The organism is Roseburia sp. AF42-8 (genome assembly GCF_003435965.1).
Classification (GTDB): Bacteria; Bacillota; Clostridia; order Lachnospirales; family Lachnospiraceae; genus Roseburia_C; species Roseburia_C amylophila.
In genome coordinates this window covers 86,789-102,506 of record NZ_QTVB01000004.1, presented here as the reverse complement: position 1 = coordinate 102,506, position 15,718 = coordinate 86,789, and the positions used below count along the sequence as shown (strand labels likewise).

15 protein-coding genes are annotated in these 15,718 nt (G+C 42.2%); 1 reads left to right on the top strand and 14 read right to left on the bottom strand.

The features are described from left to right. Positions 1–67: 67 nt before the first annotated feature. The 10 genes from DW059_RS03060 to DW059_RS03015 all read right to left on the bottom strand — a co-directional run bounded on the left by DW059_RS03060 (position 68) and on the right by DW059_RS03015 (position 10,227). Positions 68–424 (bottom strand): P-II family nitrogen regulator, encoded by a 357-nt coding sequence (locus tag DW059_RS03060; protein WP_022243940.1) that lies wholly within the window; start codon positions 422–424, stop codon positions 68–70. 23 nt (positions 425–447) lie between these two features. Next, the gene (locus DW059_RS03055; protein WP_117697580.1) at positions 448–1,689 is read right to left on the bottom strand and encodes an ammonium transporter; all 1,242 of its coding nucleotides are present in this window, start codon (positions 1,687–1,689) and stop codon (positions 448–450) included. Positions 1,690–2,043: 354 nt separating this feature from the next. Beyond that, positions 2,044–2,706 carry a hydrogenase nickel incorporation protein HypB gene (gene hypB, locus DW059_RS03050; protein WP_022243938.1) on the bottom strand — a complete coding sequence of 221 codons (663 nt, stop codon included), beginning with the start codon at positions 2,704–2,706 and terminating at the stop codon, positions 2,044–2,046. Positions 2,707–2,727: 21 nt separating this feature from the next. Then, positions 2,728–3,777: a DUF5692 family protein gene (locus tag DW059_RS03045; RefSeq protein ID WP_117697578.1), complete on the bottom strand. Its 1,050-nt coding sequence runs from the start codon at positions 3,775–3,777 to the stop codon at positions 2,728–2,730. Positions 3,778–3,825: 48 nt separating this feature from the next. Then, a complete protein-coding gene (locus DW059_RS03040; RefSeq protein ID WP_117697576.1) occupies positions 3,826–4,170 on the bottom strand; it encodes a hydrogenase maturation nickel metallochaperone HypA in 345 nt (114 codons plus the stop codon). Between the two features lie 18 nt (positions 4,171–4,188). Further along, the gene (locus DW059_RS03035) at positions 4,189–6,888 is read right to left on the bottom strand and encodes an FAD-dependent oxidoreductase (protein ID WP_117697573.1); all 2,700 of its coding nucleotides are present in this window, start codon (positions 6,886–6,888) and stop codon (positions 4,189–4,191) included. Positions 6,889–7,147: 259 nt separating this feature from the next. Then, entirely contained in the window at positions 7,148–8,437 is a 1,290-nt protein-coding gene (gene serS, locus DW059_RS03030) for a serine--tRNA ligase (protein ID WP_117697571.1), read from the bottom strand. Positions 8,438–8,872: 435 nt separating this feature from the next. Further along, positions 8,873–9,190: a type II toxin-antitoxin system RelE/ParE family toxin gene (locus tag DW059_RS03025; RefSeq protein ID WP_117697569.1), complete on the bottom strand. Its 318-nt coding sequence runs from the start codon at positions 9,188–9,190 to the stop codon at positions 8,873–8,875. A gap of 5 nt (positions 9,191–9,195) precedes the next feature. Then, complete coding sequence (locus DW059_RS03020; protein ID WP_117697568.1) at positions 9,196–9,474, bottom strand: type II toxin-antitoxin system Phd/YefM family antitoxin; 279 nt, start codon at positions 9,472–9,474, stop codon at positions 9,196–9,198. A 288-nt stretch (positions 9,475–9,762) separates the two neighbouring features. After that, positions 9,763–10,227, bottom strand: coding sequence for a hypothetical protein (locus tag DW059_RS03015; RefSeq protein ID WP_117697566.1), 465 nt, complete (start codon positions 10,225–10,227; stop codon positions 9,763–9,765). 219 nt (positions 10,228–10,446) lie between these two features. Between DW059_RS03015 and DW059_RS03010 the strand changes: the two genes are divergently transcribed. After that, the gene (locus DW059_RS03010) at positions 10,447–10,683 is read left to right on the top strand and encodes a helix-turn-helix domain-containing protein (protein WP_117697564.1); all 237 of its coding nucleotides are present in this window, start codon (positions 10,447–10,449) and stop codon (positions 10,681–10,683) included. A 76-nt stretch (positions 10,684–10,759) separates the two neighbouring features. Here DW059_RS03010 and DW059_RS03005 read toward each other — a convergent pair whose 3' ends face one another. From DW059_RS03005 to DW059_RS02990, 4 genes are read right to left on the bottom strand one after another with little or no spacing between them, the layout of a single operon-like run. After that, positions 10,760–12,013: an ABC transporter permease gene (locus DW059_RS03005; RefSeq protein WP_117697562.1), complete on the bottom strand. Its 1,254-nt coding sequence runs from the start codon at positions 12,011–12,013 to the stop codon at positions 10,760–10,762. 14 nt (positions 12,014–12,027) lie between these two features. Next, a complete protein-coding gene (locus DW059_RS03000) occupies positions 12,028–13,644 on the bottom strand; it encodes a biotin/lipoyl-binding protein (protein WP_117697560.1) in 1,617 nt (538 codons plus the stop codon). Continuing rightward, a complete protein-coding gene (locus DW059_RS02995; protein ID WP_117697558.1) occupies positions 13,641–14,327 on the bottom strand; it encodes an ABC transporter ATP-binding protein in 687 nt (228 codons plus the stop codon). The genes DW059_RS03000 and DW059_RS02995 overlap by 4 nt, the downstream gene beginning before the upstream one ends. Further along, a complete protein-coding gene (locus tag DW059_RS02990; protein ID WP_117697557.1) occupies positions 14,324–15,715 on the bottom strand; it encodes an efflux RND transporter periplasmic adaptor subunit in 1,392 nt (463 codons plus the stop codon). The genes DW059_RS02995 and DW059_RS02990 overlap by 4 nt, the downstream gene beginning before the upstream one ends. Between the last annotated feature and the right edge of the window lie 3 nt (positions 15,716–15,718).

The window sequence follows — 15,718 nt, the reverse complement described above, 5'->3', positions numbered from 1 at the left end:
CTTTTAAATTTAATGTCAAGGTCTAAATTTAATCAATTTTGTATTACTTTTTTAATCTATCCCTCCTTTAATCGTTGCTCTGTAATGCGTCATAGCCGGTCTCTCCGGTACGGATTTTCTGGGCGGAGCGAATCTCATAGCTGAAGATTTTGCCATCGCCGACCTCCCCGGTAAAGGCTGCCTTCTGTATGGCTTCGATGGTTTTCTGTTCCCATTCTTCGGAAGATACTACGATTTCAAATTTAATTTTCGGAAGCATCTGCACTGCCACTTCCATGCCCCGGACGATTTCTTTATATCCTCTCTGCACACCGCAGCCCATAACCTGCGATACCGTAATACCGTTGACTCCGATGGCATTTAATGCTGCTTTTACATCTTCGAATTTTTCTTCCCGCACAATTGCATCTATTTTAATCATCATATCTGATTATCTCCTTTTCTATCCTACTGGTCTAATCCGTTGAAGCTTGGATAAGCATTTTCTCCATGCTGTGTTACATCCAGTCCAAGCTGTTCTTCTTTTAAGCTCACACGAAGTGGAGTAAAGATTCTTACCACTGCTACACAAAGCAGGGTACCAGCCACTGCAATTACAATGGTAATTAAAATTCCTTCCAGCTGTGCCAGGAAAAGACGGTAATCTCCAAACACCAGTCCATCCCATTTTGCAGTACTGTTAATGGATTTCTGCGCAAAAATTCCGGTGGCAATTCCACCCCAGATACCGCCGATTCCATGGCATCCAAATGCATCCAGCGCATCATCAATTTTCAGTTTTTTCTTAATAAGTGCAACTCCGAAGTAACAAATCGGACTGACCAAAGCTCCGATAATAAATGCTGACCAGATTGGAACAAATCCTGCACCCGGTGTAATTGCCACAAGTCCTACTACAAGTCCGGTGGATGCGCCGACCAGGGTTGGCTTTCCTTCTTTTACAACATCAATAAACATCCAGGATAATAAGGCTGCTGCTGCAGAAATTGCAGATGTCATAAATGCATGGGCTGCCAGTCCATCGGCTGCCAGTGCACTTCCTGCATTAAATCCAAACCAGCCAAACCATAAAAGGGATGCTCCCAATACAACAAACGGGATATTATGAATACGATAAGTTACCTGCTCATAGCCACGTCTTCTTCCAAGTATGATTGCCAGAACCAGTGCGCTGATTCCGGAACTGATATGTACCACATCTCCTCCTGCAAAGTCAACAGAGCCAATCGCTGCTAAAAGTCCGCCCTCTCCCCAGACCATATGTGCCAGTGGATAATATACAACAAAGGACCATAGTGTTACAAAGAGAAACAGTGCCTTAAACTTCATTCTTCCTACTAAGGAACCGGTAATCAGTGCCGGTGTAATCATGGCGAACATCATCTGAAATGCACAGAATAAAAGATGTGGAATGGTATCTGCATAAGGTCCTGCCTCCCAGCCTACACCATTCAAGGCTATCCAACGGAAATCTCCGATGATACCTCCGTGGTTGCCACCAAATGCAAGGGAATAACCAAACAGTGTCCAAAGCACTACCGACAATCCCATGATTGCCACACATGCCATCATCGTGTTACATACATTCTTTCTTCGTACAAGACCTCCATAGAAAAATGCAAGTCCCGGTGTCATAAAAAACACAAGTGCTGTTGCAATCAGCATAAAGGCTGTATCTCCAGTATTCATATCTAATCCTCCTTCTTTTCACTTGAGAAACTCTTTATGCGAGTAGCGCACGAAGCAAAGCATGTGCCTTGGCACATTCTCGTGCCTGCAGCGGTCGCTTGCGATATCTGCCTTATACGCCGCAGTGTGCATCCTCGCGGAGCGTTTTTTACTTTACAGGAAAGCAATTTCCTGTAAAGTAAAAAAAGATGCCAAAAACACGTTTCCGTGTTTTTGACATCTTCGTCTACAGCTAGGACTATAGCACTTTTTTATCCCTATTGCAAGGGTATTTTTAAATCAATTAATTATTTTTTGTTCTTTTGCTAGTTTTTTTGTGATGTTTCCGGCTGTTTTCTCACCCAAAAGGATGCTTTATTTCATCCATTTATCTGCTTCTTCTTTCAGCCAGGAGTACCATGCTTCCATTCCCTCTCCGGTCTTTGCGGAGATTGGGAATATCTTAAGATTCGGATTCCGTTTCCATGCATACTCCTTTACCTTATCCATATCAAAGTCAAAATATGGCAGCACATCAATTTTATTGATAATAAGTGCATCGCATACAGTAAAGATTAATGGATATTTCAATGGCTTGTCGTGTCCTTCCGGTACGGACAAAATCATTGCATTCTTCACTGCTCCGGTATCAAACTCTGCCGGGCAGACAAGGTTTCCTACATTTTCAAGGATAGCAATATCTACATCCTCCGTGCCAAGCTCCTTCAAGCCCTGTCTGGTCATGTCTGCATCCAGATGGCACATACCGCCGGTATGAAGCTGCACAACCTTTGCCTTTGTCTTATCAGCAATCGTCCATGCATCTACATCGGAATCAATATCCGCTTCCATGACTCCTACCCGGTAGTCCTTTAACAGCTCATTGACCGTTGGCACCAGGGTAGAAGTCTTGCCACTTCCCGGTGAAGACATCAGATTTAAGAGAAATGTTTTCTCTCCCTTCAACTGTTCTCTTAAGCTGGCAGCATCCTTATCATTATTTTCAAATATACTTCTTTTTACTTCAATTACTTTCATTTCCAGTTCCTCAATTATATCTTATTTTACATCTGCTCTTGCCAGTGCATCTTTATAATACTTGAAGTCTGTAAATACTTCGTTGGTATACGGATTCTTCTTGTTCTTTACAGATTTGTAAATGATGTATCCTAAAGCAATGGCATTTACAATCAGTGCCAGTGCGCTGACGATTGTCATTGCGGTCGGATCTGCATTGTTCGAAGTTCCTGCTACAATGCCATTTACCGTTCCGTCTGCATACTGTCTGGAAATGGTTGCCCATGGATAATAGGTTGTTCCATCGGCAGCAGTCTCCTGAAACAGTGGAAAAATCTGGGCAAACATACACCAGATTGCCAGTGTATTTGCACGGTTCATAATCCAGCCACCCTTGTTCCAGATTAATGCTGCAATAGTAGGTGCTAAAAGCAGTGCTACACCACAGAACCAGGAGTGGGTTGGCAGACAATTGTAGGTATAAGCGAAGTTCCAGATATCATATACTACAATGTAAACCCAGATCATATCCGGCCAGATCATATCTTTCTTGTCTTTGGAGGAATATACTTTCCACCAACCTGTCATGCAAAGGATATTTAAGATTCCTGCGATTCCGTTCATTACGTTGTGCCAGCCACCATAGAGCCATACATCTTCGGAAGATAACCACCAGGAATACCAGCCGTTGATTGCAGATTCGAAATCGCTGGCTACTGCAATCAAAATATTAATTGCTACAATTACAAATGGGAATGCGCGGAACCACTGTTTCTTTCCAATGCCCCATTCATACTTAATCATCATAAAGCCGATACATCCGGCAAGTGCTGCATACAGTTTCGCATAATGGAACCAGCCATTCATATAAAGATGTGTCTGGTTATTTACTGCCCAGTCGATTCCCTGTCCGGCACATACTGCAATTACGATAAAATATACGGTAAGTGCAAGTGGAATTATACCGAACATAACAAGACCACCAAATTTGGTTCTTCTGGCGAACTCATTTAATAAAATAAGTCCGGCTAAGACCGCCAGCATGGCAATCCATTGATAAACTGCATTTCCTCCATAAACATGAAACAACATTTTTAACCCCTTCTTTCTTTTGTAATACTTTTATTCAGAAAATCTGCCTCAACAGGCTTCCATTTCTTTGATACTGCATTCATTTCCCGTCAGCAGATAGGTGTCATCACTCTTACAGTACGGACATTGTCTGCCGAATTTTACAGTCGGATAAGTCTTTTTGCAATTCTCGCACATGGTTACCGCCGGAAGCGTCTCGATACGCAGTTCCGATTCCGATAACAGGTCTGATTTCTTCCGGTAATAATCCCAGCAGTCTAAAAGGTATTCCGGGACAATTCCGCTGACTTCCCCGATTTCCAGAGTAACAGAGCCTATCTTCGTTACTTCATTTTCTTCTGCTACTTCCTTTAATGTTTTGGAAATATGAATGATAATTCCCAGTTCATGCATACACTCACATCCTGCTTTTTATTTCTTCCTGCCTTTGAATTTAATCTTAATCTCACGCTTTAACATATATGGGAAGATTGCCTTTAACTTGTCTTCTGATTTTACCATGCGGCTTGCATCCGGCAGGTCACGGCTTAAGTGGATGGCGTCAAATTCGCACTTCGTTGTACAGATTCCACAGCCGATACACTTATTCGGGTCTACTACGGTAGCACCACAGCCTAAGCAGCGGTTTGCTTCCTTCTGTACCTGCTCCTCGGTAAAGGTGCTTCGTAAATCATGGAAAGTATGCTTTGCATCTCCAGCCTTATGTCCCGGCACCTGACGTTTTGCATTGTCAAAGGTCTCAACTTTAATATTGTCTTTATCCAGCTCAATGAACTGTCTTCTGTTACGGCCCAAAGTAAGGCTCTGTCCTTCATGAACAAAGCGGTGTATAGATACACAGCCTTCTTTTCCTGCTGCAATGGCATCAATGGCAAATCTTGGTCCGGTATAGTTATCTCCACCGGTAAAAATATCCGGTTCTCCGGTCTGATATGTTACCGGGTCTGCCTTTAAGGTTCCGTTCGGATTAAATTCCACTCTGGTTCCTTCTAATAAAGCCCCCCACTTAATGGACTGTCCAATGGATAATAATACCTGGTCACAAGGAACGGTTAATAATTCTTCTTCGTCATATTTTGGTGAAAACCGTTTATTCTCATCCAGTACAGAGATGCATTTTTTGAATACCACTGCGGTTACTTTGCCATTCTCGGTAAGGATTTCCTTTGGTCCCCAGGAATTATTTACCACAATGCCCTCTTCTTCTGCCTCTGCCACCTCATCATCGGCTGCCGGCATAATATCTCTTGATTCCAGACAGAACATGGATACATCGGAAGATCCGGTACGAAGTGCGGTTCTTGCAACGTCTACTGCTACATTTCCTCCACCGATTACTACGGTCTTGCCGGATAATTTCACGCCTTCTTCATTTAAATTGACACGACGCAAGAAGTCTACTCCGGTTTCTACGCCTACGGCATCTTCTCCCGGTACTCCGGTCATACGTCCGCCCTGTGCACCAATTGCTATGTAAAATGCTTTATACCCCTGTTCACGCAACTGTGCTATGGTGATGTCCTCGCCAACTTCTACGCCGCACCTGAATTCTACCCCCATCTCGCGCAGCACATCGATTTCTGCATTGATCACATCTTTTTCCAGACGGAAAGATGGAATACCATTCATCAGCATACCACCCGGTCTTTTTTCTTTTTCAAATACAGTAACCGGATAACCCATTTTCTTTAAATAGAATGCGGCTGACATTCCTGCCGGTCCTGCTCCGATTACTGCTACCTTCTCCTCAAAAGGCTTTCCAGAATAATTCAACATTGGTGGAATATAACGCTTCTCTGCATGGAGCTCCTGTTCCGCAATGAATTTCTTGATTTCATCAATAGCTACTGCCTGGTCAATGGTTCCCCTGGTACATGCATCTTCGCAGCGGCGGTTACAGATTGCTCCACATACTGCCGGGAACGGATTCTCCGTCTTAATCAGCTTCAATGCATCCAGATATCTTCCCTGAGATGCCATTTTAATATATCCCTGTACCGGAAGATGTGCCGGACATGCTGTCTTACATGGTGCGGTACCGGTGTCATAACAGTTAATCTGGTTATCATCCCTGTAATTTGGATTCCATTTTTCCGGTCCCCACTTGGTGGTATCCGGAAGCTCCTGCTGCGGATAGGTAATATGTCCACCATCTTTGGTGCATAATTTCTGTCCGAGCTTTGCTGCACCAGCCGGACAGTACTCTACACATCTTCCGCAGGCTACACATTTCTCCGGCTCTACACTGGCACGGTATGCGGAGCGTGACATATTTGGTGTGTTGAAAAGCTGGGATGTACGCAATGCATTACATACACCGACTGCACAGTTACAGATTGCAAAGATTTTATCTTCTCCATCAATGTTCGTAATCTGATGGACATAGCCATTATCCTCTGCTCGCTGCAGAATCTCCATTACTTCATCATAATCAATGTAACGGCCCTTTCCAGTCTCTACACAGTAATCTGCCATATCACCGACACCAATACATAAATCATCCTCTAAGTCTCCGGTTCCCTCCCCACGGATTCGCTGTTGCCGTCTGCAGGAACATGCGCCAACGGAATATTTATCATATTTATTGAGCCAGTGGGAAATATGCTCCACGCTTGCCGACTGCTGGTTTGCCGGGATTGCTTTCTCTACCGGAATAACATGCATTCCGATTCCTGCTCCACCCAGCGGAACCATCGGTGTTACTTTCTCCAGCGGAAGTTTTGACATCTGTTCAAAGAAATCTGCAATCTCCGGATGTGTTTCCACCTGCTCTTTATTCATTACCATGAATTCTGCACAGCCCGGAACAAACATTGGCAGTATGTACTGCTTATGATGATCTTCATTTTCCCGGTTGTATTCAATCAGTCCGATGACACTCATCTGCTCTAACAGTTCTTCGGTCCGTTCTACGCTCTTCTTACATTTCTTTGCTACTTCTGCTGCGGTAGCCGGTACTCTGACTTTCATTGCCAGTGCAACTTCTGCCATCTCATCCGTTACCACTCCGGCAAGTCCCCAGTATTCCGGGTCATTTTCCGTAACTTTCACTCCGATTCGGTCTGTAATTTTCTGACCGAGTTTCAGAATCAATTCTCTTGGTTCTGCCATGTGCCCCTCCTTTGTATGATACCTGTATTGCTCCCCTCACAGGTTGTTTTTTGTCGTGATTCATCACAGTATTTGTATATATTATACAATATTCGGTTATTTTTATCAATAATTATCACACTTTTCACAATAGTTCTTCATAAAAAAGAAACTGTGTCTTGTGAATTTTATACACAAAACACAGTTTCCTGTTTCTTTTGATTTTCTCACTGTTTGAAACTCATTTTCTAAAATCAGTTTCCAAAATTCTTATTTTCTATTAATCCAGTGGAATCAGTTTTTCTTTTCCACCCATATATGGCTGCAATGCCTTTGGAATATTTACGCTTCCGTCCGCATTGAGGTTGTTCTCTAAGAACGCAATCAGCATACGAGGTGGTGCAACTACAGTATTATTTAAGGTATGTGCGAAATATTTATTTCCATCCTTGCCTTTGACACGGATTTTCAGTCTTCTTGCCTGTGCATCGCCTAAGTTAGAGCAGCTTCCTACTTCGAAGTATTTCTTCTGACGTGGAGACCATGCTTCTACGTCACAGGATTTCACTTTCAGGTCTGCTAAATCTCCGGAACAGCACTCAAGGGTACGTACCGGAATATCTAAGCTGCGGAACAAATCTACGGTATTCTTCCAGAGCTTGTCATACCACTCTTTGGACTCTTCCGGCTTACATACAACAATCATTTCCTGCTTCTCAAACTGGTGGATACGATATACACCACGTTCTTCAATACCATGTGCTCCTTTTTCTTTACGGAAACATGGAGAGTAGCTGGTCAGGGTATATGGAAGTTTTTCTTCATCATTGATGGTATCAATGAATTTACCAATCATGGAATGCTCAGAAGTACCAATCAGATACAAATCCTCGCCTTCGATTTTATACATCATGGCATCCATTTCATCAAAACTCATAACACCGGTTACAACATTGCTCCGAATCATAAATGGTGGTACACAGTATGTGAATCCACGGTCAATCATGAAATCTCTTGCATAAGAAATAACTGCAGAATGTACTCTTGCAATGTCTCCCATCAGATAGTAGAAGCCATTTCCCGCAACTTTTCCTGCTGCGTCCAAATCAATACCATGGAAACGATCCATGATATCGGTATGATATGGGATTTCAAAATCCGGAACAACCGGCTCACCAAATTTTTCAATTTCTACGTTACAGGAATCATCTTTTCCAATCGGAACAGATGGGTCAATGATGTTTGGAATTGTCATCATAATCCTGGTAATCTTTTCCTGTAAATCTTTTTCCTGCTCTTCTAACTCTGCAAGGCGGGCTGCATCTTTGCTTACCTGCTCTTTTAATGCCATAGCTTCGTCTTTCCTGCCCTGTCCCATCAATGCACCAATCTGCTTGGAAATACTGTTACGGTTTGCACGTAATGCATCTGCTTCCTGCTGTGCACTTCTTGCCTGCTCATCTAACTCAATTACCTCGTCTACCAGTGGCAATTTGTGATCCTGGAATTTCTTCTTAATGTTCTCTTTTACGATGTCCGGATTTTCCCGTAAGAATTTTAAATCAATCATCTTTGTTCTCCTTCTTTGATATCATGTGCTTTTTTTGAAAATTTTATAGGATTGATTCGTAAGCATGCGGCGGTCGCCAAATCTGCATGCAAGCATGCGATTTTTCTCGCTACTCGCATAAAAAATGCCTTCCATCCCATGCATTTTCATACATGGGACGAAAGGCTTATCTACCGTTCCGCGTTGCCACCCATTTTGCCGCATCTCTTTTTACGTCTTCTCTTCTTTGCCTGCGACCACTTCATTGCGTATCATAAGGGGTACGAACCCGTGGCTTTCACCACCAGCCTCCGAAAGTGGACCAATTGCTTCCTAATACCGGCTCACACCAGCCGCCGGCTCTCTGAATTATTCCGTCAATCTTAGCTTTCGTCAAACGCTGTTTTTATTCTGTTTCCTATTATAGCGCGGGGATTGGATTTACGCAAGGGGATTCTACAATCCTCTGATTATATTTAAGTAATCCTGGCGTTGGTCAACAACAGCATAGATTATAACTCTTTTATTTTCTTCATTTATCTTATAGAAAACCAGATTTTTTTCCAATATCAACACCCGATACCCTTGTCTTTTCAATACAAGATAATGCGGTTCTCCCCCCTTTAATGGATGAACCGCCAAATCAAGAATATTCTGTTCCAGTTCTTCTAATTTTTCCAGTGCAACCTTATTACCAAAATTTTCGGCTATATACAATACGATTTTTCTAATCTGCGCATCTGCCGTTTCTGTACGAACAACTTCATATTTCAATAATTCTATTCCTCCCCAAGCATTTGTCTTAAATCATCAAATGTTTCACGAACCGGTGCTACTCTACCATTCTTTACATCATCTTCCGCTTCTGTAAGAATTTCCAAAAGTTCTATTCTTGACTTCATTCTTTTATATTCCTCATACGAAAGAGAGACTGTATCACCCCGACCGTTTACTGTGATTATAACCGCTTCATTTTTTTCTCTGCATTGTTTTGAAATTTCACTATAATGATTTCTTAAATCTGCAGATGGTCGTATTGTTTCCTGTAATGCATGCATAAAAACACCTCCGCCTATATTATAGTCACATCATATCATAATTTGACTATGTTATCAAGTTTTCCATTCGTAAACCATCGTAAACCATCGTAAACCATCGTAAAACCATAAAACCCATAACAAAATTCGGAAGGAATTTTTGTTACTTTTTACTATATCCATGTTCATTTCTGGAAAAAGAATGTGCCTTGGCACATTCACGGTCTAAGCGATTTTTCTTTTAACAAAATTTTTGCAGTTCTTTATATCTAAAATACTGTGTTACTGAAAAATGTGATGAATGTATGGTTAGTCGATAACGGTGACATCTTTATCCCACAAAAACTCTCTATGTCCATTCCAATCAACCCCATAAAAGGTAGCCGCCTCTGTATCATTTTCAAAAACTTCTAATACATCAAACTCTGTTCCATTTTCCACCAAAAAGTATTCACTATATACTTCACTGCTTGGCTGGTCTGTTAAATATGCTCCATTTGAATTCGTAACCTTCACCCGAAACAGCACCGGCTCCTCTGTTTCTGTCTCCGTCACTGCCTCGGTCTCTGTCACGATCTCATTTTCTACCTTTGCCTCCGTTGCTGTCTCGCTCTCTGTCTCAGTTGTGACAACTGCTTCGGTCACTTCTGTGGCGGCTGGATTTGCCTGCTCTTTCGTGCTGCCACAGGCTGTAACTGATATTGCCATAAGTATCGTTAATACTCCTGTCATAACTTTTTCCGCTATTGCTGTTGAAATCTTTCTGTTTTTCATAAATGTCCGCCTTTCCTTTTTATCTTCCTGTTATCATTTGAACTGCTCTCTATTTTAGTACATATATTTACTAAAATCAATAGTAAACATCTTTATTATGATAAATTAAAAAAGTCCTCTGCAAGACATATTATTTTTAGGATATATTCTGGATTTTTTGAGAATTATATAAATTTATTTTTGAAAAATTCCGGATTTATTTTTAGATTTGGAGATTATATGGATTATATACAGCGAATGCGTAATTTACGCGAAGACCATGACAAAACCCAGCAGGAAATTGCCGACGTTCTCGGAACTTCCCAGACCATGTACGCCCGCTATGAGCGTGGTGCTAATGAGCTTCCTATCCGCCATCTTCTGAAGCTCTGCCATTACTATAGTGTTTCTTCCGATTATTTTCTTGGTCTTTCTGATATAAAAACAGCCCATTTACGCCATAAAAATGCAACATAAAAGAGAGGAAATTTCATCTTCTGAATTTTCCTCTCTTTTTTACATCTTGTCCTATAGGTCTACATTTTTCTATTTTTTACTCGTGACGCAATGCCTCGATTGGGTCTAAGTTTGCTGCCTTATAGGATGGCAGAAGACCGAAAATAATTCCGATAATCATGGAGAATACCACGCCGCCTACGGCTGCCGGTGCACTGATGGCAACCGGTGTGGTACTAAGTTTTGAGATAATCTCAGCTAATATGATTCCCACCAGAACTCCAATCAATCCGCCTAAACTGGTAAGTACTGCTGCCTCGGTTAAGAACTGTCCTAAGATAACAGACTTTCTTGCTCCGATTGCTTTCTTCAGACCAATCTCACTGGTACGCTCCGTTACGGATACCAGCATGATATTCATTACACCGATACCGCCAACCAGAAGGGAAATTCCGGCAATCCAGATTAACATGGTATTGGTGGACTGGCTCAACTGCTGAATTTGTTTTGCCTGCTCCAGTAAGTCTTCGGATTTGTACTTAATGGTATCATCCGATGTTGCAAGATAGCCATTTAAAATATCGGCACTCTTCTTTCCTGCATTGGTCATATCGCTGGTGCTCTTTGCTTTAATGAGAACCTGCTGTGGTTCGTCATAACGATAGATAATCGGCCAGGTTACAGATGGTACATAAATCTTACCACTGCTGTCCTGGGAATAAGTATAATAATCATCCATGGAATTGATAACCGGTTCGAACTGCTCGCTCTTGGTTGCAATTCCTACAACAATATATGGCTGCTGCTTAATCTCAATGGTCTTTCCAATTGGATTCTCGCCCTGAAATAATGCTTCTGCAGAATCTTCATCTAAGATTGCGACCTTTGCAAAATCACTGTAGTCCTCTTCGGTAAAGCAGCGCCCGCTCTTCATAATCATTCCCGCAGTATTAAAGTAGCCATTGTCTACTCCCATAATATAACCGCCGGAAAGAGAAGTATTTTTATAGTATGCTCCATCATAATCCTGTCTGGAAAGGAATAAAGATGCATCCTCTACTTCATCCAGATCTTTAATCTGCTCCAGTGCTTCATTTGTAATTACCGGAATTCCACCCGGTACACTTCCATAGGAAAAATCCATGGAATAATCTCCCTGATACAACTGCACTGTAACATTGTTATCGCCTGCGCCAATCAGGTTCTGCTCAATCTGTTCATTCGTTCCTTTAATCGTAGATACAATTGCAATAATTGCTGCAATACCAATAATAATACCCAGCATAGTTAAGAAGGAACGCATCTTGTGTGACCAGATACCCTGAAAAGATAATCTTAAATTTTCTAACATGTTCGTCCCTCCTACTAATACATTTCAGTTCCGGAATCTTCATCCTTATTGGTTTTGACTCCTTCTTTTGCTGTCTTGCCATATGGAAAAGCAAGATAATCATCCATTGTAACTCCGGATTTGATTTCTACTGCATATCCGTATATGGTCTTTCCTGTCTTCACATACTGCTTTACCAGATGACCGGTTCCATCATCCTTCATGACATAGCTCTTACCATCTTCCTTACGCACATACGCTTTATCCAGATAAATCTTATCAGAAGCATCTTCATCTCCGCCAAGATTGATGGAAAGGCTTAAGTTATCTCCATTGCTAAGTCCGGTACTGTCTTCAATATATGCAGTATAACCATAATAGGAGGCATTTGGATTACCACTGCCATAATATCCATTTGCATCTTCCGGGTAATCATTAATCTCTGTTATCGTTGCATCGAATACCATTCCGGTGCTCCAGGAGGTTGCTGTAACACTCTGTCCCACCTTCACCTGTTCCAATGCAAGCTCATTTAGTATTCCTTTTACATATAGACCATCCGAACCGGAAAGTGTCAAAAATGCACTTCCATCATTTGGAAGATTATCCGGATCTCCTGCTTTCTTTACGGTACCATTAAACTCAGCATAAACCATTCCATCTTCTGACTGGCTTTCCATCTGTTTCAACGCAAGCTCCGCTTTTCTTTTATCCAGATCAAGCTTAGTCAGTTCTTTTTCTTTATCCGCAATCTCTTTTGCCAGTTCATCTGCCGTATATCCGCTCTGCTGGTTATCATCCGGTACAGATGGTGTATCCGGTACAACCGGTTCGACCGGGGTATCCGGGATATCCGGCTCATTAATTACTTTACTTCCATCAATAACATACCATTTTGCATCCGGGTCTGCTTCCTCTAAAGCTGCACCGACTTTTGTCCATGCACTGATTAAGGTTCCGGCTACGGTATTTCCGTCATGAATTTCAAATACCGCAACCTTCCCCTCACTTTTCAATGTATTCAGATAGCTTCCATAGACATATGCTTCCTTTGTACATAAGAAGCGGTATGGATTCTCCTGGCTTCCATCTCCGGTATATGGCTGCGCCGTTGTTGAAATATAATTATAGGCATCTCCGTTCTTCTCTTCTACCGTATCCGGTGTGGTTACAGAAGTATCCGTAGATGGTGTTTCCGGTGCTGATGGTGTCACACTGTCTACAGACGGTGTACTTGTTGTGGTATTGCTGACCGGCTTGGTATTTTTAAGCTTTTCCAATTCCTTCTGTGCTACAGCAATATTATTTTCGGTCGTCTGGATGTCTAATTTCTTCATCTCAATTGCAAGGTCAATATTGGTCATATCATACTGTAACAGTGGGTCACCTTCGGATACTTCCTGTCCTTCTGTTACAAATACTTTCTGAACGGTCTGCTCTGTGCTGACATAAACATCCTGCTGCTGTCCATTGGTCACGGTTCCGTCACTTTCCATGCTGTCACCCCAGAAACCGGTATTTAACATGGATACTGACTGTACCTCTGCTACCAGCTTACTGTTCTGGTATGCCCGGTATCCTACTACTCCTCCGGTGATTCCACCTCCGGTTAAAACTACGATTAGAATTGCAATTATAACTTTCTTTTTCATGCCTTGCCCTCCTCATCGTCTGTAAATATTTCTCCGTCTACTATATGGAGGATTCTCTTTGCCTGCTTTGCAATATTAATATCGTGGGTAATCATGACAATGGTAACGCCCTCATCATTCAGGCTCTGGAACAGTTCCATAATCTGTTTACCGGATTTCTGGTCCAATGCTCCGGTCGGCTCATCCGCCAGTAAAATCTTCGGATTATTTACCATGGCACGGGCAATTGCCACTCTCTGCTTCTGTCCACCGGAAAGCTGTGTCGGGCGGAATCCGGAACGGTCTCCTAAGCCTACACGCTCCAATGCCTTCTGTGCTCTTTCTTTCCGTTCTTTCTTCTTTACACCGGCATAGCTCAGCGGAAGTGATACGTTATCCAGTGCACTTTCCCTTGGCATCAGCTGAAAACTCTGGAATACAAATCCAATACTGTTCAGTCGGACAGCCGACATCTCACGGTCTTTTAAGTTTAAGACATCCTTTTCTGCCAGTTCATAGGTTCCGGAAGTCGGTCTGTCCAGACATCCGATAATATTCATCAATGTTGTCTTTCCGGAACCGGACGGTCCCATGATAGCAACATATTCTCCTTCTTCTACCTGTAAAGATACATCCTTCAATACCGGAACTACCAGTTTATCCTGATTGTAATCTTTATAGATATGCTGCAGATTCAGAATCATTCAACCACCTCCGAATCTGTCGCACCTGACTCGCCGCTATCTGTTAATTCAGTTCCGGCTTCATCATATATTCCTTCGTCCATGTATTCGGTTCCGTCAGTATTATACATGCCTTCATCCATAGATTCAGTTCCGGCTTCATCATACATTCCCTCATCCATACCGGAATCATCTGTAGATTCCTGATTGTATAACGGAGAAGAATAATCTACTTCTTCCATATTGGTAACTGCAGCTACACCCTCATACAGTCCCTGCATCGGGAATGCAATCAGGTCATCTTCAGAAAGTCCGGATTTAATCTCATATTCACCCAGATTTTCATCATGCTCGCCTAATTCCACTTTACGTTTTTCCAGACGGTTCTTCTTATCTGCTGCCCACACATATGGGTCTCCATCATCCTGCACAATATAATAGTCATACAGCCAGAGTCCTTCCTTTTCTTCAACCTCGCCCTGTCCGTAATCCGGCTCTATATATAAATGCTGTCCTAACATCAGTCCGTCTGTACTGTCCAAAGTAACATAGAATGAATACTTGGACGCAGAATCTCCGGAGCTGCTTCCATCATACATATAAGAAGAATTACTGTCAGTCTGCGTGCTTTCAGTATCAATCTTGGAAATACTTCCTGTCCAGGTCTGCGTCTCATCTAATCTGGAACGTAAAATAACCGGTGTTCCCTCAGATATTGTTCCTACAGAAGTCTCATCAATCGTTCCCTTTACACGGTACTCGCCTGTAGCTAATATTTTCATATATGCTACAGTATTTCCATTGGAATCCACCCCGTTTTCATTGATTTCTTTTACAACACCAGCCATCTTACTGGTTACTTCTGAGTTGTCGATGGATTTCTGGTATTTGTCAATCTCTGCCTGTTTGCTTTTCTTGTTATATTCTGACTGCTTAATGGAAGTCTGCAGAGTCTGAATCTGTGTGGTATATTCAAACTGCTGGTCTTCCGGTGCACTTGCTTTTTCTTTCTGTAATTCTGCAATCTGTGCATTTGAATTTGAAATGTCATTTGCAATGCCTTCCATCTCAAGCTTTGCCTGGTCTATCTGCATCTGCAAATCCTCTGTATCATAGGAAAATAATACGGTTCCCTCTTCTACTTCATCACCAACAGAAACGTATACTTCCTTTACCTTACGTTCGGAATCCTTATTTATCTCTAAGGTCTCCTGTGGTTCTACCACACCACTGTAACGGTTATTGACTCCTGCTGACTGGTTCATGATTGCAGATACTTTTTCTACATATACCTTGTCTGCCGAATTTCCACCACTGCTCTTTCCTCTTAGGAAATAGAATCCTACTCCGGCTGCAACTACTGCAGCTGCAATAACTCCAATAATAATGCCTACCTTCTTTTTGCTCATCTG